This window comes from Nitrosomonas ureae, assembly GCF_900206265.1.
Taxonomy (GTDB): Bacteria; Pseudomonadota; Gammaproteobacteria; order Burkholderiales; family Nitrosomonadaceae; genus Nitrosomonas; species Nitrosomonas ureae_C.
This window is the reverse complement of sequence record NZ_LT907782.1, coordinates 3,025,153-3,048,620: the sequence shown is the minus strand read 5'-3', so window position 1 is coordinate 3,048,620 and position 23,468 is coordinate 3,025,153. Positions and strand designations below refer to the sequence as shown.

27 protein-coding genes are annotated in these 23,468 nt (G+C 48.3%); 6 read left to right on the top strand and 21 right to left on the bottom strand.

All coding sequences use genetic code 11. The features are described 5' to 3' along the window. Window positions 1-128 precede the first annotated feature (128 nt). Genes crcB through CPG39_RS14205 form a run of 4 tightly spaced genes read left to right on the top strand, consistent with a single transcriptional unit; the run spans window position 129 to window position 3,076 of the window. Window positions 129-512: a fluoride efflux transporter CrcB gene (gene crcB, locus CPG39_RS14220; RefSeq protein WP_096294348.1), complete on the top strand. Its 384-nt coding sequence runs from the start codon at window positions 129-131 to the stop codon at window positions 510-512. Window positions 513-528: 16 nt separating this feature from the next. Further along, window positions 529-846, top strand: coding sequence for a DUF190 domain-containing protein (locus CPG39_RS14215; RefSeq protein WP_096294192.1), 318 nt, complete (start codon window positions 529-531; stop codon window positions 844-846). Next, window positions 846-2,084, top strand: a complete 1,239-nt coding sequence (locus CPG39_RS14210; RefSeq protein WP_096294191.1) for an MFS transporter — start codon at window positions 846-848, stop codon at window positions 2,082-2,084. The genes CPG39_RS14215 and CPG39_RS14210 overlap by 1 nt, the downstream gene beginning before the upstream one ends. Further along, window positions 2,084-3,076: an arsenic resistance protein gene (locus CPG39_RS14205; RefSeq protein ID WP_096294190.1), complete on the top strand. Its 993-nt coding sequence runs from the start codon at window positions 2,084-2,086 to the stop codon at window positions 3,074-3,076. The genes CPG39_RS14210 and CPG39_RS14205 overlap by 1 nt, the downstream gene beginning before the upstream one ends. Before the next feature lie 355 nt (window positions 3,077-3,431). Here the strand turns inward: CPG39_RS14205 and CPG39_RS14200 are convergent, their stop codons facing one another. The 7 genes from CPG39_RS14200 to CPG39_RS14170 all read right to left on the bottom strand — a co-directional run bounded on the left by CPG39_RS14200 (window position 3,432) and on the right by CPG39_RS14170 (window position 10,152). Further along, window positions 3,432-4,109 (bottom strand): class I SAM-dependent methyltransferase, encoded by a 678-nt coding sequence (locus CPG39_RS14200; protein ID WP_231990323.1) that lies wholly within the window; start codon window positions 4,107-4,109, stop codon window positions 3,432-3,434. A gap of 172 nt (window positions 4,110-4,281) precedes the next feature. Beyond that, window positions 4,282-5,250: a GlxA family transcriptional regulator gene (locus CPG39_RS14195; RefSeq protein WP_096294188.1), complete on the bottom strand. Its 969-nt coding sequence runs from the start codon at window positions 5,248-5,250 to the stop codon at window positions 4,282-4,284. 278 nt (window positions 5,251-5,528) lie between these two features. Beyond that, complete coding sequence (locus CPG39_RS14190) at window positions 5,529-6,299, bottom strand: MBL fold metallo-hydrolase (protein WP_096294187.1); 771 nt, start codon at window positions 6,297-6,299, stop codon at window positions 5,529-5,531. A 798-nt stretch (window positions 6,300-7,097) separates the two neighbouring features. Beyond that, window positions 7,098-7,376, bottom strand: a complete 279-nt coding sequence (locus CPG39_RS14185) for a hypothetical protein (protein WP_096294186.1) — start codon at window positions 7,374-7,376, stop codon at window positions 7,098-7,100. 365 nt (window positions 7,377-7,741) lie between these two features. After that, entirely contained in the window at window positions 7,742-8,113 is a 372-nt protein-coding gene (locus CPG39_RS14180) for a thiol-disulfide oxidoreductase DCC family protein (protein ID WP_096294185.1), read from the bottom strand. 292 nt (window positions 8,114-8,405) lie between these two features. Then, a complete protein-coding gene (locus CPG39_RS14175; RefSeq protein WP_096294184.1) occupies window positions 8,406-8,954 on the bottom strand; it encodes a CHRD domain-containing protein in 549 nt (182 codons plus the stop codon). A 352-nt stretch (window positions 8,955-9,306) separates the two neighbouring features. Then, window positions 9,307-10,152: a CPBP family intramembrane glutamic endopeptidase gene (locus tag CPG39_RS14170; protein ID WP_231990322.1), complete on the bottom strand. Its 846-nt coding sequence runs from the start codon at window positions 10,150-10,152 to the stop codon at window positions 9,307-9,309. Window positions 10,153-10,448: 296 nt separating this feature from the next. On the opposite strand from CPG39_RS14170, the gene CPG39_RS14165 reads away from it, so the two are divergent. Further along, complete coding sequence (locus CPG39_RS14165; RefSeq protein WP_096294183.1) at window positions 10,449-11,699, top strand: EAL and HDOD domain-containing protein; 1,251 nt, start codon at window positions 10,449-10,451, stop codon at window positions 11,697-11,699. Window positions 11,700-11,741: 42 nt separating this feature from the next. Here CPG39_RS14165 and CPG39_RS14160 read toward each other — a convergent pair whose 3' ends face one another. From CPG39_RS14160 to CPG39_RS14135, 6 genes are all read right to left on the bottom strand, one after another. Beyond that, the gene (locus CPG39_RS14160) at window positions 11,742-12,128 is read right to left on the bottom strand and encodes a hypothetical protein (RefSeq protein ID WP_096294182.1); all 387 of its coding nucleotides are present in this window, start codon (window positions 12,126-12,128) and stop codon (window positions 11,742-11,744) included. Between the two features lie 3 nt (window positions 12,129-12,131). Then, window positions 12,132-12,344: a DUF4177 domain-containing protein gene (locus tag CPG39_RS14155; protein WP_013647157.1), complete on the bottom strand. Its 213-nt coding sequence runs from the start codon at window positions 12,342-12,344 to the stop codon at window positions 12,132-12,134. A gap of 34 nt (window positions 12,345-12,378) precedes the next feature. Beyond that, complete coding sequence (locus CPG39_RS14150) at window positions 12,379-13,338, bottom strand: hypothetical protein (protein WP_096294181.1); 960 nt, start codon at window positions 13,336-13,338, stop codon at window positions 12,379-12,381. 108 nt (window positions 13,339-13,446) lie between these two features. Then, entirely contained in the window at window positions 13,447-14,046 is a 600-nt protein-coding gene (locus CPG39_RS14145; RefSeq protein ID WP_096294180.1) for a hypothetical protein, read from the bottom strand. 94 nt (window positions 14,047-14,140) lie between these two features. Then, window positions 14,141-14,824: a type 1 glutamine amidotransferase domain-containing protein gene (locus CPG39_RS14140; protein WP_197702887.1), complete on the bottom strand. Its 684-nt coding sequence runs from the start codon at window positions 14,822-14,824 to the stop codon at window positions 14,141-14,143. Between the two features lie 44 nt (window positions 14,825-14,868). Further along, window positions 14,869-16,107, bottom strand: coding sequence for a glycosyltransferase (locus CPG39_RS14135; protein WP_096294179.1), 1,239 nt, complete (start codon window positions 16,105-16,107; stop codon window positions 14,869-14,871). Window positions 16,108-16,297: 190 nt separating this feature from the next. Here CPG39_RS14135 and CPG39_RS14130 point away from each other — a divergent pair, with 190 nt between their 5' ends. Next, complete coding sequence (locus CPG39_RS14130; RefSeq protein ID WP_096294178.1) at window positions 16,298-17,053, top strand: carbonic anhydrase; 756 nt, start codon at window positions 16,298-16,300, stop codon at window positions 17,051-17,053. Between the two features lie 98 nt (window positions 17,054-17,151). Here CPG39_RS14130 and CPG39_RS14125 read toward each other — a convergent pair whose 3' ends face one another. From CPG39_RS14125 to bioB, 8 genes are all read right to left on the bottom strand, one after another. Then, window positions 17,152-17,790, bottom strand: a complete 639-nt coding sequence (locus CPG39_RS14125) for a hypothetical protein (protein WP_096294177.1) — start codon at window positions 17,788-17,790, stop codon at window positions 17,152-17,154. 43 nt (window positions 17,791-17,833) lie between these two features. After that, complete coding sequence (locus tag CPG39_RS14120; RefSeq protein ID WP_096294176.1) at window positions 17,834-18,130, bottom strand: DUF3175 domain-containing protein; 297 nt, start codon at window positions 18,128-18,130, stop codon at window positions 17,834-17,836. A gap of 66 nt (window positions 18,131-18,196) precedes the next feature. Continuing rightward, entirely contained in the window at window positions 18,197-18,751 is a 555-nt protein-coding gene (locus tag CPG39_RS14115; RefSeq protein WP_096294175.1) for a hypothetical protein, read from the bottom strand. A 150-nt stretch (window positions 18,752-18,901) separates the two neighbouring features. Beyond that, the gene (gene bioD / locus CPG39_RS14110; protein WP_096294174.1) at window positions 18,902-19,582 is read right to left on the bottom strand and encodes a dethiobiotin synthase; all 681 of its coding nucleotides are present in this window, start codon (window positions 19,580-19,582) and stop codon (window positions 18,902-18,904) included. Window position 19,583: 1 nt separating this feature from the next. Then, window positions 19,584-20,465 carry a malonyl-ACP O-methyltransferase BioC gene (gene bioC / locus CPG39_RS14105; protein WP_096294173.1) on the bottom strand — a complete coding sequence of 294 codons (882 nt, stop codon included), beginning with the start codon at window positions 20,463-20,465 and terminating at the stop codon, window positions 19,584-19,586. Next, the gene (bioH, locus tag CPG39_RS14100) at window positions 20,443-21,213 is read right to left on the bottom strand and encodes a pimeloyl-ACP methyl ester esterase BioH (RefSeq protein ID WP_096294172.1); all 771 of its coding nucleotides are present in this window, start codon (window positions 21,211-21,213) and stop codon (window positions 20,443-20,445) included. Before bioH ends, bioC begins: the two co-directional genes overlap by 23 nt. Then, window positions 21,210-22,376 carry an 8-amino-7-oxononanoate synthase gene (gene bioF / locus CPG39_RS14095; RefSeq protein ID WP_096294171.1) on the bottom strand — a complete coding sequence of 389 codons (1,167 nt, stop codon included), beginning with the start codon at window positions 22,374-22,376 and terminating at the stop codon, window positions 21,210-21,212. Before bioF ends, bioH begins: the two co-directional genes overlap by 4 nt. After that, on the bottom strand, window positions 22,377-23,387 hold the full coding sequence (bioB, locus tag CPG39_RS14090; protein ID WP_096294170.1) for a biotin synthase BioB: 1,011 nt from the start codon (window positions 23,385-23,387) through the stop codon (window positions 22,377-22,379). Between the last annotated feature and the right edge of the window lie 81 nt (window positions 23,388-23,468).

Genomic DNA, 23,468 nt, shown 5'->3' with positions numbered 1-23,468 from the left:
AATATTAGAGGCTACAGTTAACAGCTATAAATAATAGTAAGATTAAGGCATGATACTGCTTTTCCAAAGATTCAGCGTGTTCCTTTTCCGCACATCTCTTGGAAATTCTCAATAACAAGGACAAGTTTATTTTCAACTCCATATTTGCCATTTGTATTGGTGCATCGCTCGGAGCTGTGCTGAGATGGCTACTGGGAATGTCGCTCAATGCGCTGTTCCCGACCATTCCGCTGGGCACCTTGGCGGCAAATCTGATTGGCGGTTACTTGATCGGCGTGGCACTTGCCATTTTTGCCAATCATCCTGGCTTTGCACCCGAGTGGCGTTTGCTTGTAATTACCGGTTTTCTCGGAGGGTTGACTACCTTTTCCACTTTTTCCGCCGAGGTTACAGTGCTGATCCAGGAAGGGCGCATACTGTGGGCTGTCGGCGCAATCAGTGCTCACGTGATCGGTTCTTTGCTGATGACGATGCTGGGGCTGGCGACCGTTTCCGCATTCAAGGCCATCTGACTCCAAGGAGAATGCCATGAAAGGCTATCAATTGACTTTTTTCACCCAGCAAGACCGCAAGCACAATCACATGCCGTTAGGGGAATGGTTGGTGCAAGCAGCCATGAAACTGGATATTGCGGGCGCGACGCTGATTGTTGCCGCTGAAGGCTTTGGGCATGATCGCAAGCTGCACTCCGCACATTTTTTTGAACTGGCCGATCAACCGCTCGAAGTGACAATGGCTGCCAGTGAACAGCAGACGGAACGCATGTTCGCGCACCTAAAGCGGGAAGGCGTGAAAGTGTTCTACGTCAAAACACCGATCGAGTTCGGTATGACCGGAGAAACCTGATGCCGGAAAACGATATTCAAGCAGCCGATGCGAAAGGCTGGTTTAACCGCACGGTCGCGGGTGCGGGCATTACCAGCGCGCTGGGCGATTTTTGCTACGAGACAACCACGGTTATTTTACCGGGTTTTCTCGTGGTACTCGGCATTCCGGCGGCGATGCTGGGTTTTATCGAAGGCATTGCAGATGCGGTGGCGAGTTTTACCAAAATGGTTTCGGGCTACATCGCCGACAAACTCGGGCACCGTAAGCTGCTTGTACTGATCGGTTACGGATTGACGCCGGTTGGCCAGATATTGATTGCGCTATCCTCAGGGTGGTTGTTCATCCTGCTTGGACGCATGGTGTCGTGGTTCGGCAAGGGTTTGCGCAGCCCGTTGCGCGACGCCATTGTGATTCAGGCGATAAGCCCGGCTACGCGTGGACGCGCCTTCGGCTTTCATCGCGCGGCAGACTCAGTGGGCGCGGTGCTTGGCCCTCTGCTGGGTGTGGCATTGCTGGGATTGGCACAAGATTGGCACTGGGAGGATGCTGCCGGGCCGTTCCGCTTCGTATTGTGGTTGTCGGTTATTCCCGGCGTGCTGGCGGTGCTGGCGTTTCTGTGGCTGGTCAAGGATCCGCAGCACTCGCCGAATCCGGTGCTGAAGTTTTTCAGCACGCTGCGCGGATTGCCGGTACGTTTCAAACGATACCTAGGCGCGGTGGGTGTCTTTGGCATCGGCGATTTTTCCCATGCGTTGTTGATCTTGGCGGCCACCACGCTGCTCACTCCGTCGATGGGTGTAGTGCAAGCGGCGCAGGTGGCGGGATTGCTGTATGTATGGCGCAACGTCGTGCAGGTTACCGTTTCCTGGCCGGTGGGATGGCTGGCCGATCATATTGGCCATTTGCCCGTCCTTGTCGCCGGGTATTTCCTGGGTGTCGCCACGGCGGTGTCGGCTGCGCTGGCGTTCTGGTTCGCAGTTGAAAGCATCACGGTGCTTGCCAGCATTTTCTTTATCGCCGGTTTGTACATAGCCGTACAGGAAGCGCTGGAATCCACCGTGACCGCAAACATGGTGCGGGCGGAAACGATGACGATGAGCATCGGTGCGCTCGGTACCGTTAACGGAACGGCCAAATTTCTGTCGAGCACAACTGTCGGCGTGGTTTGGACGATGGTTTCTCCGGAATTTGCCTTTACCTTAGCGGCCGGATTCATGCTGGCCGGTACATTACTGATCTCGCGGGTGCGCGGCTAATGGATCGCTTGACGCTTGAACGGCATCAGGTCTGGCTCTATCTCGCCGCCATCGTTGTCGGGTTGGCGCTGGGCAGTACCTGGCCCGGTATCGGGTCGCATCTGGAAGCTTTACTGTGGCCGGTACTGGCTGCACTGCTTTACGCCACCTTCGTGCAAGTGCCGCTGCTGCATATCCGCGATGCCTTTGGCGACCGGCGTTTCGTGCTTGCTGTAATGACCGGCAACTTCCTGCTGATTCCATTGGTGATCTGGTTCATTCTGCAATGGTTACCCGCTGACCCGGCCTTGCAACTCGGTGTGCTGCTGGTGCTCCTGGTACCCTGTACCGACTGGTTTATCACCTTCGCACAGCTTGGACGTGGTAACACGGCGCGGGCGGTTGCCGTCACGCCGCTGAACCTGCTGGCGCAGTTGCTGTTGTTACCAGTTTATCTGTGGCTGATGCTGCCGGCTGCGGATTTCAACGCCGCGCTGCGAATCGAAGACATGCTGCCCGCCGCGCTCACTTTGATCGGCGTACCGCTACTGGTTGCGGTATTCACGGAATACTGGATCGAAGCCAAACCCGCACGCGCGATCTGGCGTGAACGCCTGGGCTGGTGGCCCGTGCCTTTGCTCGCGGTGGTGGTGTTTCTGATCGCCGGAGCGCAAGTGGGCACAGTGCGCCACGCTGCGCCATTGCTGCTGACGGTGCTGCCCGTTTTTGCGGGCTTTTTACTGGTTGCAGCACTGATTGCACGCCTGCTTACCCGGGTACTGCGGCTGCCGATGACTTCCGGACGTACGCTGGCTTTCAGTCTCGGTACACGCAATTCTTTTGTGGTGTTGCCATTCGCGCTGGCACTGCCGGCCGGCTGGGAGGCAACCGCGGTGATCATCGTGTTCCAGTCGCTGGTTGAGTTGTTTGGGATGGTGCTCTATCTGTGGTGGTTACCGAATCGCTTGTTTAGTGAGGTATCCATCGCTGTTATCAAAAGAAATCCTTCATAAATGCTGTCATTCCTCAATACACACTGACTTGTCCGGTTTGCGATCACATCCAGAGGGAAATCATACCTACAGATGCCTGTGACAATGGTTCTACGAATACGCACAGTGTCATGCTGCGCTAATACCAACCGGGTAACTCGGGGTTTATTGTTTTTATGGCACGCTTCCATGCCATCCATCCAGGTACAAAGTAAAAACAACGGTGATCGTGTTATGGTTAGTGGATACGCCGTAAAGCACTTTTACCAAAACTTCTCAATCTTTGATTGATGACTGATTACTTTTAGACATTCCCAGGAATCGCTGAATGCCCATTGGCTCTTCTTTGAGCAAGAGCATGACAGCACATCGAAACTTAACGCTTTTCCGTTTCGAACAGTATGGCCTGCATCGGATAACGTAGCGGATTTGAGCCATATTCTTTTTTAAATGCTGCCGTTAATGCCTCCACGATCTCCTCAGGATCAACGCCGCCGTGATCTCTTATTTCAAAAATAACCGGAGAGTACACGAGTGCGCGCGCGAAGGCCGACACATCGAAAATATCGTATACGTGGCGCTGAACCGAGATCACGATGGGATCAAAGCCAATATGTATCAGTTGTTCTTTGAGCGGATCTATTTGATGGCAGGAAACAGGGTCGAACAGAAATCGGGGCGGATTCGACGGAAAGAATTGCTTTAATACCCCAAAGCTCAAACTGGCGAATGGATTGTACCGCTCCGAATCCCAGACACGGAACAGGTAACGACCTATGCGCCTCAGCACCCGATGCACCTCCCGAAACGCCGTTGCTTGATCGAAAAACATGATCCCGAACTGATACACTACCGTATCGAATGTTTCATCATTGAACGGCAGCAAGGTGGCATCTGCATTTTGGAACATAACCTGCTCATCGGGAAGAAATTTTGTGCGCGCAAGATCCATCATCGAGTCGCTGACGTCAATCGCAGTCAAGTGGGCATCTTTGGCCAGCAAGTTACGCAAGTGCCGGGTGACAATGCCGGTGCCCGCAGCGATCTCAAGCACATCGCGGGGCGATTGTTCCGCAATACGTCGCGCGGTGTCTAAACCATAGCGGTCAAAAAGTACAGGGCCCAGATCACGATCGTAAGGAATGGCGACCTCATCAACATAGCCTACAATAGATAACTCTCCAAAAAATGATATAGATAAAAGAAAAAAGTGACTCGCTCGATTATTAATTAGCTATTGTCACATGTTTGCCCTGAAAGGTTTTTCGCCATTCACTGGGCGTTACATCAAGCCTGTGCTTGAAATGCTGGCGCAATGATGTGGCAGATTGAAAACCCACCTGCGCTGCAATGATATCGATCGGCAAGGAAGTGGATTCCAGCAACTCCTGACTTCGCTGTATGCGTTCTGCTATCAGCCATTCACCCACAGACATTCCCGTAGCCTTGTAAAATTGCCGCGTGAAGGTACGTCGGCTCATCTTGCTATACTGCGCCAGTTCGTTCAAACCATGCGCGCGATTTAAATTATTTCTCAAGTAATCCAGAAGCGTATTGATTCTGATGTCCTGCGTTGAAACAGGAACAGGCCTTTCGATAAATTGCGCCTGACCACCCTCTCTGTAAGGAGGAATCACCATGCGTCTGGCCAGTTTGTTGGCGATCATGCTGCCGTAATGCTGACGAACCAAGTATAAACAACAGTCGAGACCGGCTGCTGTTCCTGCGGAAGTGATCAAGCGATTATCATCGACATACAATGCGTTGCAGTCCAGTTTTACATCAGGAAAACGACGGATGAAATCCTGTTCAAACTCCCAATGTGTAGCAGCTTTGTGATTCTTCAATAAACCGGCATAGGCAAGCACATAAGTGCCCAGACACAGCCCGACAATCTGACTGCCGCGCGCATATGCCGCCACCAAGGCATCCAGCATTGACTGGTCTGGTTTTTCGTCAGGATCCCGCCATGAAGGTACGATAATGATATCAGCTTGCGCCAATTCATCCACGCTCAGTGATGATTCAACACTCAACCCCTCATTCGAGCGTAGTGTTCCGGATTCATCGGCATAGATCCTGAGTTCAAATAATTTCTGATCATGTAAGAGATCGCCGAAAATAATGCACGGCACTGACAAGTGGAAAGGACTGAAATGGTTAAAGGCAATAACTGCAACTAATGGAACAGACATGACAAAACCTCGCTGATTAAATCGTTTTCACTGTTCAGATAGCGTCTTATAACGGATACTCGTAAATACTTAGACAGAGACCTTTGCACGGTTATTACGCGGCACGATAATTGCGTTAAAAATTCGCGAAAAATGCTCATTTACCCCGTGTAAACTCCGCTTTTTCGCAAATTTTTGCCTTATTCTCGTACCGCTCATGACACCGTGCAAAGGTCTCAGACAATATTAAGAAATGAAACATCTGACAAGACTGATTTATCGTTCACTCCAGCCTTGAATCAGAAGGTATAAGATTCACCATCCTCAGGGACCCGTACCCGTTGCGTCATTGCCTTTTCGTTCAGAAATTCACGCAATTCCTTCCTGGATAACGTAGCATGGTTCACCGCTTCCATATGGCTGGCAATGATCGTAGCCTCAGGCGCGGCTTTATAGACTTCGTAAATGTCCTGCTTGCCCATGATGATCGATTCGTTGCCAATGACTTGAGCATCGCAACTATTCAGGACAACGATGTCAGGATGGTATTTCTTCAGGCTATCTTCGACCGCCTGACACCAGACCGTATCCCCGGCAATGTAAAACGTTTTCTCATCCGGGTGCTTGAGAATGACGCCACTGACTTCCCCAAGCAACGCTTTCATGTCTTCCAGCACCCTAGGTTTGCCGTGCTGGCCCGGTGTTTTGATCAGCGTAATGCCCTCATAATCATTACTTTCACCAAGTACACGAATATTACTAAACCCCGCCAACCTCACCGCTTGCGCGTCTTTTTCGTGCTGCACGAAAAATAGCATATCTTTGGGGATGGCGTTCCTGGCTGTATCATCCCAATGATCGGGATGATCGTGCGTTAAAATAACCGCATCCACATCAACGATTTGTTTGACAGGAATCGGCAGTTCAGCCGTCGGATTGCGGATGTGTTCATTGATCGTCCCGCCAAATCCCGGCACTGCCCCTTTTTCTGCCAGCCAAGGATCGATCAGTATTTTCTTCCCTGCATAGCTAATCTTGACGGTTGCGTTCCGGATTTGTGTGAATTCCATTGGCATGTACTCCTTTTCTGTGTTGGATGAGGAATATTATGAGCAAATGGCTGGAAAATAGCAGTGTCCCGCGGGACATTTCTCGTGAGATTCGAGCCAAAAATCATTCAATCTATTGGCAATCGTTCCGAATGGTTTGCAGCTACGTTGAAACTAAAATGATGCTCATGAAGCGTGCAAAATTCGTGGCGTCTAGAATTTCATAAAATATAGATTGAAGGATAGGAATAGAACAATAACCGCAGAAAACGCTGAATGATCTTGAATTAGAGCTCTCCAGAATCAAATGTAAGCCGACAGATCACGGTACGCAGACCACACTATCCTTGTTCGAACACTACACAAAAAAGGTGGATTTACATTGTAAGCAAAAACAAAAATTCAAAATAACCGACAGAATCAATTTTCACTTTGAACTTTTAACAAATCATCCGGCACAGCATTTTTGCTCTTCAATTCAAACGTTCCTGTATGTGCGCCATTGACTGCATATTCATAAGCACCAGCCGATAAATCATACACTTCCAGCGGCAGGACGAGTGTATATAGCTTGCCATCTGTCTACAGGGAGCTTCTACCTCACTTCCCGAGAATTGATTGTAAGATGACACTGTTACTTCGAATCGCGAGACATATTGCGGTTTATCCATATATTTTGCTCGTCCGTGGTTAACAATGAGAACATTTCCGCATGAATAGTTGAAATATCCGCTTAATTTAAGAAAAACCTGAACGGGCTGCTCGCCCGTCATGACAAGATCCACCTGCTCTACGATATTTTCATTAAATGAAACTGCGTCAGCTCGCATCAATATCCGGATCATACTGTAACTTAATTTTGTGATACCACGTCTTGTTGGCGTGTTGATCAAACAAAACGACCCCGGGTATCGAAAGTGTGCCACTATCAATGTGATAAGAATTACCTGGTTCAACTTTTACCAAAATACTGGTATCCCTATCCACCATGCCATAATAAATGGGATTACTTTGCACCGGAGCCGGATTTAATACCGTTAATCCCAGAACTAAAATAGAACATATAAAGCCAATCGTTTTTCTTGCATGAGTATTCATAGCAATTAATCCAAGTTAGTTTAACGTGATTTGAGAATATATCGATACAAGGCATTGCATATTTAAAAATAAGCTCTTATTTCTATATTTATCCTGACGAGACATACCGACAATATTCTAACTCCAATCATCGATTGCAGGCCGGGCGGCGCCAAAGGAATTCCCCGTGTCCGCGCAGATTCGGACGAAGGAGCGGCCGATCGTTAGTCAAGTGGCTATGTGCTTAACGAAATGCCACTAACGCGTAGCGTTACTTGCAACACCATGCAGGAGTGCGACTGGCCTATTCCGCTTGCTTTGCACCGGTTTTTATCCCCGATATACATTTCACACCGCCTTCATCTGGAATATCGTTTCTCATCCATCTACAGGCGTCCACTCTTTTCCAAACGCCGGTTGACCATCCAATGATAAAGTGACGACAACAATGGACGAATCACTGGCAAACCGATAAACCAGGCCAGGGGCTTTAGCAGAAATACACGGGACATCAACACAATATAAGCATCCAGTTCCGAAACTATTTGTTGATGTTCATCACGGACATGCAACTGAGTCAGGGCCAAACGAGGATCGATTCCGATATCACGCAAATGGTTGTCTTGACCGGTGATATCGAACCAACATACACCTTCCCCACTTTTTCCAGCTAGCTTCTCATAGTTCTCGCGATCCTTGATACAACTGGGACATGCGCCATCATAATAGACCGTGATTTTTTCCTTTCTTTCACGCATTACAATCCCCCTTGATCACGTAAATCAGTATACGGGGTCAGGGCTTAATATTGCGTATCCTCTTTATTGCTTTGACCCCGACTGAGAAAATTACACAAAAAGAATAAAATGAAAATGTCACATGATATTAAGGTTTGCATCGGGTTACTCATATTAATGAGTGTGTTTTAAGCAATACGATGTGCCGGACGAGGAACGCTCGGCACATCGATCTCAGACCTGATTAAAGACATCAACGCTTTCCATCATTCCATCCGTCATCAGATCATGATAGTAGATTTACTCCACCTTGCTACTGAATCGAGTCTGAGTCATCAGACTTATCTTCCAGTAGCTGCCCCCGAATTACACCTGCCGGGAAAGTCGTGCTATGCACATTCGCGTAGATTTTTCCAGCACGCATTGCGAAAGCCAGGGAAGCAATGTTATTGAGCGGCACGCCACATGCCTCAATATTCTCAGGCGTTGCAGGCGGCAAGATGTCGCTGTTATCCAAGGTTACTTCAACGGATCCTTCACCCACATCCACTGGCGGATCTACGGGGCCGAAGAGAAAGGCCACGATCGGTCCGTTCACGCCTGCAGAGGCACAGTGAAAATGCGCCTGTATGATCCCGCTACCGCTGCGTACAGTGAGACGAAACTGGGTTCTGGTTAACGCCGCATCAAATTCCACTTCAATTGTGCCGGCAGTATCAGTAGCAACCCCGCCTGCAGGCGTGGTAACCTCTTGTGCACCGCTTAAGTCCGCCCTGAATTTCAACTCATTTGCGGCATATGCGGCACTTACTCCAACACACAAAGCCGTCAGCAAAAACAACTTGAAATATAAGTTCTTCATGTCATATTCTCCTAATAAAGTCGCCACCTTTCATTAGTGATACTTCTAATTTAAAAACTCAAGATGGTGTTCAAGTTTAAAACAAGAATCCTTGTGCTACGAAGAACAACACCAAACATCGTTGGGTGCATTCATAGTATGGTGAATTCAATCGCTAACCGCAACAGTTAATATTAGAGAATTACAAATTTGACGGGCTGATAAATTAGCCGGGAAACGATATTCTTTACACCCTGCGCTCATGGAGCACTGACATCCTTTGTAAGTCGCTGCCCCAGAAGTCTGAGTACTGCTTCCGGAATTTCCTTAACCCTTTCTTCATTCCATAAATACTCTCTTCATTTCCGAGTATTTATGGAATATTCCGACCCAACCAGAGATTTCCCATATACCCTCCGACTTCCATCATCCAGGCAATTCCCAGATGTACTGCCAATCCTCCTACGATGGATCGGGTTCTATAGGCAATAACGCCCAATATCCATCCACCCAGAAAGGAAGAAATACACTCCAGCAGCGGTTTACCGAAGTGAATACTGCAATAGAACGTAGCCATCGGTAGAATTGCCGCTGCTCCGGCGTAGCGTACAAAAGCGAATAGCAGAAAACCGCGGAAGAATAGTTCAATGGTCACAAAATCGATCCCGTAGCTGATTTCGTACAACAGTTGATACATCAGCACATCCTCCGTATGGGATGCAATAAAAGCAACATGCTTTAATCGGGGGTAAGCATTCAAAAAATCCGGTTGCATACTGGCAAAAATGATCAGCGGCATCATCAGCAACAGCATCAAGCAATAAGGTCCCCACCGAATATCTTTTACTGTTGCACCCCAGAAACTGGGTTGTATGGGAAGCATTTGGTATAAAACTGCCAATGGAATCAGTACGACCAGAAATTTGAATGGCAATGTAGTCACTGCCGTCAAATAATCACCCCAGACGCCTTGCAGCATATTTTCCAGCGGATTGGCAATGCTCACTTTGAGCGCAAACAAGGCTGGCGCAAATAGCAGCAGCAACCAAAAAGCAGGCGCAGGGGTGATCACATGCCTCCTGAATTGGATGGCAAATAAATAGGGAACGACAAAAGCGCAGCAGTAGACCGTAAAAAGTGCAATAAATTGATAATATCGGGAACTCATACCAACGATCATGACGCGCTCAATATCCCACTGATAATTCAGAGCCATCATGAGACTAATCCATACACTGCAAAAAAATAACAACCCCTTATCTACAGTCTTTACATATTCTTGCAAATACCAAAAAATAGTCTTCATTGAAAAAAGTAATAAAAAAATAAGCACATGATCAAATTTGCTATTTAGCCAGCAAAAACCCGTTTTATTATCACAAAGCAACCATCGGCTTTGCGATATTCTCCTCTGCTTGGAAAATGATTCGCATCTGCACGTACTGTGCGAGTTTCTCTAAAATCTTAGCAATAGCATCAAATACCAGAACGCAATCGATTATTCCGGAGGAATTTATGGAAAGCATCTGCCTTGGCCGTCAACCTATTCTAGATCGTAATCACAATCTGGTGGCATTTGAGCTGCTGTTCAGACACGAAGAAGCTGAAGAAACCGCTCATATCACGAATGATCTGTCGGCATCGGCAAACGTTATCGTCAATGCTTATGGCAAGTTCGGAATTCATAACGTGCTTGGTCATCAGCGTGGCTTTATCAACGCGGATCCTGATCTCATCCTAAGCGACATTATCAGCTTACTGCCCAGCAAGCACATTGTGCTGGAAGTGAAGGAATCTGCAGCCATTACACTCGAATTCTTACAACGTTGTAAGGAACTGAAACAAAAAGGGTACCAGTTTGCGCTCGACAATATCGTAGCGATCACCAGCCAGGTGGAGCTGCTGTTACCCTTGGTCAGTGTCGTCAAAATCGATGTTCTGGCATTGACCGGAAACCAGCTCACCGAACTGGTCAATCAGCTCAATCATTGGCCAGTATTGCTGCTGGCGCTAAAAGTTGAAAACCGGAAACAGGAGGCGCATTGCAGGCAATTAGGTTTCCAAATGTTTCAAGGATATTATTTTGCAAAACCCGAAGTCATGTCAGTCAAACGGGCTGATCCCGGCAAGATACCCTTATTAAAGTTATTAGCTTTGGTAATGCAGGAACATGATCAAGAAAGCGATATCGACGAAATTGAGAAGGCATTCAAGCATCAACCGGGTTTGAGTTATAACCTGTTGCGTATGGTGAACACCGGTAGCGACGGCCTACCCTTAAAAATTAATTCCATAAAACAAGCTGTGCAGTTAATGGGACGCAAGCAGTTACAGAAATGGATACAACTGTTACTGTATACCTCCAGCCAATCGGCGGATAGCCTGTCCGATGAAATCACACAAACTGCTGTAACCCGCGGGAAATTGATGGAATTGATTGCAAAAGCCGAACGCCCTCATGATAAAAATCATCACGAACGTGCTTATATGGTAGGTATTTTGTCTCTTCTGGATCAATTATTAGGTATTGACATGCAGCAAATCGTCAATAAATTAGGAATTTCTGACGACATGAATCAAGCCTTATTAAACCGCCAAGGACGCTTGGGTCAAGCATTGAAATTGATAGAAGCCAAAGAAAAAGGCGAAACAGCATCCATTCCTTCCTTATTATCTGAACTGGATTTCCTGAGTCTGAATGAATTATCCGACATCGAATCACAAGTAAGGGGATGGTCTGAGCGCCCCCCCGCAACCATGAATTAGCTTGTATTCTAGTGCGGCATACAGATCTCTGATTGGCGACAATTAATCGGATCTTATAAGCACACGGTAAATTCTTTCCATCACGCTGTTATTGTATTCCTGGACTACAATCTGTGAATTGAACAAGGCCCTGAGTTCGATGATCGTAACAGCAAGCAACAAAAACACACCCAGAATAACTGCAGGCGTAAACAGCAAAATGACTCCCAGCAAAAAAATACTCAAATTGACCAAACCCCGCAACCATTTGCCCAGATAAAAATGATGCAATCCGGCAATGAATAAAAAATTGAGCGCCGCATAGGTATCCGGGTCTTTCAGATTCTTCTCGGCTTGCTGGAAAAATTGCAGCCGTTTATCATCCGGCAATTCACGCACCAGATGACGCAGACGCTCCTCCTCTTCCTGAACCGCTTCTTTCGATCTCATACACTAGCGTGCCAGGGTGATGATCACCGCCTCACGCTTCCAGAACAGCAAAAACCGTTTCTGCTCGACAAACTGGAACACCAGCGTCCAACCATCGGCGGCCTCTTTATTCAGCGTTGTTTCCAGTCGCTTGATCGGAATTCCGGATGCACCCAGGAAAATGGTTCCCACCCCACCTTCCGTCACGTGTAATACTTTGTACTCCTTGTAAGCCATTATTCAGTCTCCTTTGATTTAATTAAAACATTTCTCAAAACCAGCCTTCAAGCCGCCACCCACGCATGACGAACAGTGGAATGAATGCAGGCGGAATAAACAACCGGTCTTCTGCATTAGGAATGCGAAAGTAATGCTGCGCTTGTAGAATGACATCATCATCGCGACTCAAATCAATCACTGCGCGACTGGGCAATTCGCGCCGTCCCAGATAGCGCACCTCAAATGCCTCGAGTCGTAATGGATCGGCTGGATTGAACACACCTATTCCGTTTGCGCGTGCTTGACGCACAAAATTGCGAGCACGACTTAAATCCGCACTCGCCTCCGCAGTCCGTCTTGCCGTACCCGGCGCAAAAACAGCCTCCAACAAGGATCCTTTGCGGAATGGCGCAATATTCGGCCAGATAAAATACGGTAAAGCCATACCCCTTTCCAGTTGCCGTTCGTTGTAAGAAAACGGCCGCGGACCAGGAATATGAGCATCAGGCTGGTTACGATTGATAAACGCCAGGAAACGCCCGTAAGAATCAAATACTTCGAAGGAGAAAGACAGAAAATATCCAAACGTATTCGGATCTTGCCCCAATGCATCCATATCGGCTTGCACGTGCGCAATCAATGTCTGTTCGGCGTTGTTCCCATGAAAACGATGATTGATGCCTGCACCTGGGCCGAGGCGGGGACGCAAGTAAGCGATAAGATCAGCATCAAGATTATAAGGGCCCAAGTGAGGTAGGAAAGGATCCGTCAAATAATTTTCCCATTCCTCCGAATCAAGACGACGATGTGCGGATGAGCCTGGAAGTTGAAAATTCTTTTCCGGCGTATCCACACCTAAAAAACGCAACGATCCACTACCGGCACAATGAAAACCAATGGTATCGCCATCCGCAATGGATGCATCGAGGGATTGCGGATTGCCATCGACGCCGCGGCGGATAGAACCCACCGCACGGATATTGCTGTTTACGTCAAAGAAAATATCAGCCATGATCACCTCCCTGCAGATAAGCGGAATTGGATAACGGAAACCGTTTCCCCTCAACGGGCTTGCATTCCATCATAGCACGGCAATAGAGTATCTTGAATCGCTTCCGTATCAAACCGATTCTATTTTGAGCGTTGCAAGAACCCGCCTGCGATACGAAATTAAAGCGATCAAAAAAACACACACCGCCGCCATGACGGCAGGGAATAATAGCGTTGTAACCGAAAGATTTTCCAGTGCCAGCATCACCAGTGTATTACGCACCGTGAATAGGGCAAAAAACAGCAATGATTCCGAATAAGGAAAATGATAGACTTTTCTGACGGTAGGCCCGAATCCGACGACATCGATCGCTGTCAGCAACACGACCGCCCATAACGGATCGGATGTCAAATACCACAATGGCAACGCAGACAGCGCTGAAATAAAAAATAACCAATCCGTTCGGGTAATGCTTACGTCTGCACGTTTCAAATAAGCCAGATAAGCAATGAATATTGTAATACCCGCTGAAACACCAATCGGCCATGTGCCTGCGCCACCCTTATCCTCAAGCTGCGCCAGAAAAATCAGCAACGTCGTTGCACCCCAAATAATCCAGGAAAACACATGCGGCTTGACCGTATCATTCAGAATCGCACGGATATAGGGAATAAAAGCTATCAATGTGAGCGCAATGGCGATGATGCTAAAAACCGGTTTGTAATACATGATTGTTTAATACTTTTTGCCGAACATCAAAAGCTCGTGGGTAGGCTGCAAGATGATCTGATTGGAAAAACAAAATGTCCTATCAATCATCTCTTCACTCCAAAGTCTTTATCAACAACTCGGCTACAGCAGCACCAGAAGCCGGATTCTGCCCGCTAATCAGTCTTTCATCCTGCACCGCAAACACCGCCCAGGGCTCAGTCGCTTTCTGATAAACCGCGCCGCGCTTGATCAATTCCGTTTCGGTCAGAAAGGGCACATATTGATCCAGTTCGGCAAGCTTTTCCTCTTCGTTTGAAAAACCGGTGACTTTCTTCCCTTTCACGAGCAAGCTGCCATCAGAAAGTTTGATATTCAACAAACCCGCTGCACCATGGCAAACCGATGACACATAACCCCCATTCTCATAAATTTTGCGACTGATCGATTGCAATGCTTCATTGTCCGGAAAATCCCAGATAACACCATGCCCCCCGGAAAAATAAATTGCAATATAATCATTCGGGTTGATGTCGATTGGTTTCAGTGTTGCACCGAGGCGGTTCATGAACGCTTTATCGTGATACCAATCCCAATCCGTATCATCCGCCATCGCAAGGCTATGCGGATCAATCGGCGTATACCCCCCTGCCGGGCTGACATAATCCACTTCATAACCCGCTTCTTCTACTTTTTTGACAAAATGAACAGCCTCAGCAAGCCACAAACCCGTAGCCCGTTTCAAATTGGGATATTTCTCAACGCTGGTAAGAACAACAAGAATCTTTTTACGCATCATTATTTTCTCCTGTAAATCATGATCTATTGCGAAGCCCGTGGAAATCAAACCCCTTTGGTCATGTGTCTTTCAATGTACCGTACTGCGCATGCAACACCCTCTTCCTGCGCCATCGCTGTCCCCAGCACTTTCGCGCGCCCGGCTACGTCGGGTTTGGCCGCAAAGTCGATCATACTGGAAAGTTTCTGCGCATTAATCTGGGTATGGTGCGCGTACTTTGGTGCAATCCCGGCTGAAGCCAATTTATCAGCCCAAAAGAATTGATCTCCGGTAAATGGGATAACGACTGACGGTACTCCGGCACGGGATGCGGTATGCGATGTACCCGCACCGCCATGATGAATCACCATCGAGGCTCTAGGAAACAGCCAATGATGCGGCGTATCACCAACCACATGAAAATTTCCCGGCAGCTCTACAGGATTAATACCGCTCCATCCCGGATAAAACAATGCACGTCTTCCGTCTATCGCTTGCACAATCGCAGTGAGAAGTTTTTCCCGATCGAATCCACCCATGCTGCCGAAGCCGACATAAATAGGCGCCTCGCCGGCATTCAAAAACTCAGCCAAAGCTGCTGGCGGTTCCCAGGCTCCGGAATCGACAAACCATGCACCGCATATTTTCCACATCTCGGGCCAGTCGACTGGCTGCTGTATAAGGTAGCGAGAAACGCCATAAAGTACCAGATAATCACGCCACATCTGCTGACGCGGCATTTGTCCGCACACCTCGCGTCGCGCCTCATTTATTCGTTTGCGGAATGACCACCACATGAGCGCATTAATCGCATGATGACTCAACAGATTCAACCAACCAGGCATCTGCCAGGGTGGCAGCAACGGAGATGGAAATGCGCGGGTCGGTGACATCGGCCAGAGACCCAGTCCAATAGCAGGGATATGCAAATATTCCGCTACCGATAACCCGACATAACTCGCAATGCCTGAAAACAGGATCGCATCCGAAGATTGGGCTTGAGCGATAATTTCCCGCATCCATTCAACCGTATTCTCATCCGCAATACGTGCAACTGCCTTGGCCAATTGCGTAACGTCGCCGCCCTTCTGCATCAGTTTCGACAATGCTCCCTCGGGATCGACCGTTGCCTTCATATCGCCACTCAACGCATGGAAGGAAATTCCCTGCGCTTGCGCAGCCGCCAATGCGGATCGGTCAGCCAAAAACTGAACTTCATGGCCTGCATCCAGCAAACCACGACATAATCCGACCAGTGAGCGAGAATCCCCTTCGGTTCCGTATGTGACGACAGTCAAGCGCATAATTTCTTTCCGGATTTAAAGAGGGATAATAAGGCTGTATCCCCCATGACACAATGCTGAAGAAAAACGGAAACACATTTCTCTCAAAGCACCGCATGCTTATTCTCGCTTCATTTATTCGCAAGCGTTGTATGTTCTTATACAATAGAAGCAATCCATACATTTATTATTTTAAGGAAAAGAACAAAAAGTGTGCAAACTATCCAACCCATCGGAAAACAGTAATCCGCAGCAAAATCAGCAACGGCGTTCATTTCTAAAGCTCACCATGGCATCCGCGCTGGGACTGGGAATCACCGCAACTCATCAGGTCATAGCCACATCAGGCGTTATTAAGACGCCACCTCAACCGGAAAATGTACTCACACCGGAAGCAGCCCTGGAAAGATTGATGGCGGGTAATGATCGTTATGTTGCCGGCCTCTCCACACCATTGAATTTTAAAGATGAGCGCGCAGCTTTGGTCAAAGGACAGAATCCTTATGCCAGTATATTAAGCTGCGCTGATTCAAGAGTGAGCCCTGAATTCTGCTTTGACGAGCAACGGGGGGATTTGTTTGTCGCCCGGGTTGCCGGAAATTATTTAACAACAGATTTTGTTGCTACACTCGAATATGCAGCGGCTGTTTTGCATACTCCACTGATCATGGTATTGGGTCATGAAAGCTGCGGTGCGATCAAAGCTGCAATTGACGCCTCAGATAACAGCACGCAATTTCCAGGGCATATTCAATCGATCGCCAGTGCCTTAGCACCGGCGGTAAGAGCGATTGACAAGCAATCGAAAAACCGCATCGATGATGTCGTCAGAATGAACGTCATACAAAATGTGAAGGAATTGAAAAAGCAAACCCCCATTCTCAGTCGATTGGTAGCGGAGAAAAAGCTTCTTGTAGTCGGTGGTGTTTACAACCTGAAAACAGGCAAGGTCGATATGGTGGCTTAAGGAAATGCTGATTAATTACCTACGCAAATCATCTTGAAAAGTAATCGCTGACACGATTGAATCCGAAGTGCCCGAGAATTCATTGATCAAGGGCTCTTTTACTCCCAAATCACCATCTTGAAGCGCTCTTTGGCAATACCAAAGTAATTGCACCTCCAATCGCTTTGCGCAAAAAAATCCAGATGATGCCATTGATCTTTCAATTTCAGAATACTGGCAGCAGCATCGTCCCAATCGATAGCGGCAAGCTTGGGCTCCAACTGCTGTTTGCGTGTTTCCACTTCCTCAAAGTCAAAACCATCATATTCCCAGTGCAACACTTCAAATACATTGCCAGCGCGATCCACGTAGTCCATGCTGAAGTCCAACCCCCACTTGGGGCGCATCCGGATAATTTTATACACCAGCGGGTTCGCTTGCGCCCATTGCTTCAATTGTTCCAAGGCTTCACCGCTGTACCCTTTGCGTTCAAACAACAAGCTGTGATTCAACACGGCACCTTCCACCCGTTCCGGTTGCGTGAACCAAGGTGACTTTAAAGCACGCCGATGCTCGCGGTGTGCTTTCGCAAGCGCGCAATTGACCTCAGCATAGCGTTGTTCCAAATCGGTCAGGTCATAGCCGTTCTGATCGAACAGCGCAAGCTCCCGGGCTATCGGTGGATTCGAGTTTTCCAACGATCGATTCCAATAACCGTTTGGAGTGAACTGATGGTCGCTTAAATCGATATAACTCATGAAGCTAATAATATATTACGAAGAAACAGATTATAAAAAAACATCACATCTTGACGGGTAATTTTCCATACAATTCCCGCAACTCATGCTTAGTCTTCTCCAAAACTTCCCTTTGCTGTACGGACAAATGCTTTCCCGCCCGATTGATATAGAAATTAAGCATCGCCATCGCCGATGCAAATGATCCAACCTTACGCCGCTGACTGCTGTCAGCGGAATGTTTCAAAGACAACGCGATTTTACGCGGATCATTCCAAGTGAACACGCCGGGTTCGAGATCCAATGAATTGCTGGATTCGGTGATTTGTTGTGACCAATTTTGCAGGTTGTTTTGGGGCATTGGGTTTATAATCAGACATTGATAAGATTATTAATCGAAATGTTATATAGCATACTGAGTACTCTTTCAATCGGAACCACAACTCTCTTTATGCCAGACATAATAGGATAACATTTCAGCAATGTCTGTACCTGCACCTCCTTTGTACGCAAAGGCCGGATCATGGCAGAGAGAAGAAAGTATTGTAAAAAATGAAATAGTATTTATTCCATTCGCGCGAATAGCCTCAAGCTCAGCCTGATGTCTAACTTCACCATGTACAAACTCCAGCGACCACTTAAGACCGGGCCATGCTTTTTCCCGTGCGGCTTCCTTGCTGCGTGAGTAAAATTTCTTATCCAACCAAGCTGATATCGACTCTTCAAGAATATTAGAAGGCCTAGTCCAAGAGGATGTTCTGTTCTTGCCAAGAGTTTTAGATTGTTCTTTGGTAAGTGGTGAAATATAAGATATTGGATTGATGCTTATCTGGACCTCAATATGCCTTGCTTCAATACCTTGTGCCGTATGGCGCACAGCAAGCAAATCTATTTCATTTACCCCATAACGTACACCACGAATCGTGAAATATCCGGCTCGATTGAGCCACTCCTCAACCAGTGATTCAGAAAGTAGAGACATCAGAATAATCAGCTAAATAATATTAGGTTTTTCGATTCATACTAAAAAATTTTAGAAACTTAATCTATGAATATCATATGCGAATTTGTCGTTCTATTTCGACATTGGACAACACTCGCTCTTGCCGTAAATTATCCAATTCACACATCACTATCCTATCGAATAACAATTCAATTTTGTAACATCCAAGTATTTAACACTTTCTTGAGCATCTATTCTTTTGTCAAATGGCAATACACCCATCAACGAACAATCCAACCGCTGTTCCAATGTCGCAATATTTTTTTTCAAAACCAGCATCTGAGGATCGATACAATTCGCCACCCACCCCGCCAAGGTCAAACCGGCAGCCCGCATAGCCTGCGCTGTCAACAGCGCATGGCTCAAACAACCCAAACGCATGCCGACCACAAGGATCACCGACAGATTCAACAGCTTCGCTAAATCCGCGCCGGTCTGCTGTTGATTGACTGGCACCAGAAACCCGCCCGCACCTTCGACGACGACAATATCCGCTTTGCTGCTCAGTTCCTGGTAAGCGTGATGGATAACCGTCAGATCAATTTCCATATCCGCCTGTTGCGCAGCGAGATGCGGAGAAATGGGTGGATCGAATGCATACGGATTGATTTGCTGACGTGTAACGCTTATGTTACTGGCAGCGAGTAAATGTTCGACATCCAGCCATTTTCCATTCTCACTGCCTGCGGCAATCGGTTTCATGCCGACGACTTTTTTGCCTTGTGCGGCAAATGCGTGCAGCAGCGCACAACTGACGGTGGTTTTTCCGATACCGGTGTCGGTGCCGGTCACAAAGTAGCCTTGACTCATTTCAAGGCGGCAGACCCAATTGCCGGCGCGTTTCCGGCGTCAGAATCGAGCGTGGGTCGAATGGTTTCCAGGCATGGCCGTACACCACTTCAAAAGTGGCGGGGAGCTTGCCATCACGACGCAGTTTTTCGTATTCGCTGATGGCTTGTTGCCATTTGTTTTTTCCCATCAATCCCTGCTGCCTGCCCTGCAACACGTTATGTGCGCCAATGGCTTTGAGGTCACGCATCACGCTGACCGCGTCGTCATACGTCAGGGTAATGTATTCCATGTCCATCACCGGCGTGGAGAAGCGGTTGTTGACCAGCATATCGCCGATGTCATGCATGTCGGCAAACCGATTGACGTGCTGATAGCCATCGATACGTGCAAACGCATGGCGCAACTCTTTCAGCGTATCCGGACCGAAGGTGCTGAACATCAGCAGGCCATCCGTGCGCAGAATGCGATGCATCTCGGCGAACGTGTGTTCCAGATCGTTACACCACTGAAATGCAAGATTCGACCACACTAGGCCGACACTCTCATTCTTAATCGGCAGCTGCTCAATATCGGCGCACACATAATCCGCGCGTTGCTGCTGCAACGGCAGTATGCGTTGCCACCAAGCCGTATTGGGGCGCGCATGAGACAGCATCGTCCAGGCAATATCGAGTGCAATCAATTGACTTTTAGGATAACGTTTGGCCAGTTGCTGGCTGCCGTAGCCGGTGCCGCTACCTGCGTCAAGAATAATATCGGGCCGGTATTTGATGTATTCCAGGCGCGACAGCATGCGGTGGCTGATCTCACGTTGCAGCACTGCTGCCTGATCGTAACTATGGGCGGCACGCCCGAATGCAGTGCGCAATTGTTTTTTATCAAGCGTGTATTCGGAATTCATTGAGGCAAGTCACAAATTGTTCAGGATAAGATAAAAACGGCGCGTGCCCGCAGTGCGCAAACATCACCCGTCGGGATTGCGGCAATTGTCGGTGCATCCAATCGGCAGCGGCGGGATGGGTTATCACGTCATTCTCGCCATGCAATAATAAAACCGGTTGTTGGATTGCGGCGATCCGATCACGCAAATCGCTTTGCTGCAAGATATTCAATCCTTTTTCCAATGCGGCTGGATTTGGCTCGTCACGTTGAAAGAAATGCTTGCGTAATTGCGACAGAATCTTGCTCGCACTGCAATCACCACTCATTTGCAGGGTCAAAAACCGATTAATGGTCGTCGCATAATTAAGTTTCAGATTCTCCAGGAAAAGCTGCAGCAATTTGCGCTCCATGCCTGATTCCCAATCCTCGTTTTTAGCAAAACACGGTGTGGTGGAAATCAGAATCAGTTTCTGCACCCGTTGCGGTTCACGCAACGCCAATTCCATCGCGATCTGCCCACCCAATGACCAACCGCCTAGCATGCAACGCTCGGGCAAAATTTCCGTAATAATTCCGACCCAATGTTCCAATGTGCCCGGCTCGGACATAGGACTCAGCCCATGCCCCGGCAAATCCACCAGATGCAAGCGGAACTGTCGCGCCAGCTGATCCTGAACCCCGCTCCAGATCCCGCTGTGCATCGCCCAGCCGTGCAATAACACCAGATCGGGGCCATGCCCCAAGGACTCAATGTGCAACTGCGTCATGCCTGCAATGCGATTTCGTGCAATGCTTCCGCCAAGCACAGGACATCGTGCGGTTGATGCGCCGCGGACAATGAAATACGCAATCGCGCCGTATTCGGCGGAACCGTCGGCGGGCGAATGGCTGGCACCAGAATCCCGCGTTCGCGCAAACGCTGGCTGATGCACACTGCCACAGTACTTTCCCCTATCAGCAAAGGCTGAATCGGGGTACTGGAAGGCAATAATTTCCAAGGCAATGATTGCAATGCTTCTCTCAATCTTGCGATATTTTGCGTTAACGCATTCCGCCGCCATTCATCCTGTTGAATTAATTTCAGGCTGGTCATTAGCGCCTGAGCTAACAAGGGCGGGGTTGCCGTAGTGTAAATATAACTGCGTGCGGATTGAATCAACGTTTCGATAACTTCCGCTTGCGCTGCGACAAAGGCTCCGAATACGCCCGCAGCCTTTCCCAATGTCGCCATATAAATGATGTTTGGCGAATGGATAGAGGTACAATCCGGCAAAAACAAGCTGCCGCGCCCCTGCCTGCCCAACACACCAAAGCCGTGCGCATCGTCCAACAATAATACCGCCTGATGTTTTTCGCATACTGCTACCAGCTCAGAAATGGGTGCGATATCACCTTCCATGCTGAATACTGCGTCTGAGATCACCAATTTGCGTCGCGCGTTGCTCGAAGACAATTGCTGTTCCAGTCGCGCAAGATCGCCATGCGGATAGCGGATAAACTCAGCGCGTGATAGCAAAGCCGCGTCATTCAGCGACGCATGGTTCAATTTATCGGCGAAAATAGCATCCTCGCGGCCGACTAATGCTGTGACAACCCCGATATTGGCCATGTAACCGGTAGAGAACAGCAATGCCTGCGGAAATCCGGTAAATTCCGCCAATGCTTCTTCTAGAACATGATGCGCGGAAGAATGGCCGTTGATCAAATGAGATGCGCTTGCGCCAACACCATAACGCCGTGCGCCTTTACTGGCTGATTCAATCAAATCCAGGTGATTGGCCAACCCCAGGTAGTCGTTGCTGCAGAAAGCCAGATAATCACGCCCATCCATAGTGACATGGGTTGATTGCGGGCTTTCGAGAATTTTTCTCTGCCGCAGCAAGCCTTGCTGTTCACGCTGGCGTAATTGCTCGGACAGGTCGGAAAACATCTATGACAGTGCGTGAAGTCCCAATTTTTCCATCAGCGCTCGATCGCGGTCAGTTTCGGGATTTCCCGTCGTCAACAACTTATCGCCATAGAAAATGGAATTTGCTCCCGCCAGGAAACATAATGACTGAATCGCTTCAGACATTTCCTGCCGTCCTGCGGATAACCGCACCATTGCTTTTGGCATAGTGATCCGTGCGGCAGCGATAGTACGAACGAATTCAAAAGGATCCAACGCTGCGGTACCATACAGGGGTGTGCCTTCAACTTGCACCAGATGGTTGATCGGAACCGATTCGGGATAAGGATTCATGTTCGCCAACTGTGCGATTAATCCGGCGCGTGAACGGCGCGTTTCCCCCATGCCGACGATACCGCCGCAACATACATTGATCCCGGCCTCGCGCACTTGTTGCAATGTATCCAGACGATCCTGATACTGCCGCGTGGTAACGATTTCCTCGTAATACTCAGGCGCTGTGTCAAGGTTGTGATTATAATAATCCAACCCTGCTTCTCCCAGTTGCCGAGCTTGTCCGGGCTTTAATAAACCGAGTGTGGCACAGGTTTCCAGACCCAGCGACTTGACCGCACGTACCATTTCAGTCATCTTTTCGATATCGCGCTGCTTCGGACCGCGCCAGGCGGCACCCATACAAAACCGCGATGCGCCCTTATCTTTTGCTGCTGTCGCAGCAGATACCACTTCATCCAGCGACAGCATATCCTGATTTTCAACACCGGTATGATAGCGTGCCGCTTGCGGGCAATAGCCGCAATCTTCCGGACAACCACCCGTCTTCACGGATATCAGCGTGGATAATTGCACCCCATTCGGATCATGGTGCTGACGATGTACCGTCTGCGCACGAAAAATCAAATCGTTAAAAGACGCATTCAACAACGACTCAACCTCGGTCACGCTCCAAAACTTGGAGCTCTGCGATTCCTCGGTAATTTTTCCTGGATTGCCTTTCGTTTCGCTATTTGTGATAAGTGAATTCAAATTCATGCCGATTAATCTACCTTATTTTTAGTGAACACTATCTTCTACCATCGATACTTTGGATGATCAAGGATTCAAGTGGCCCTG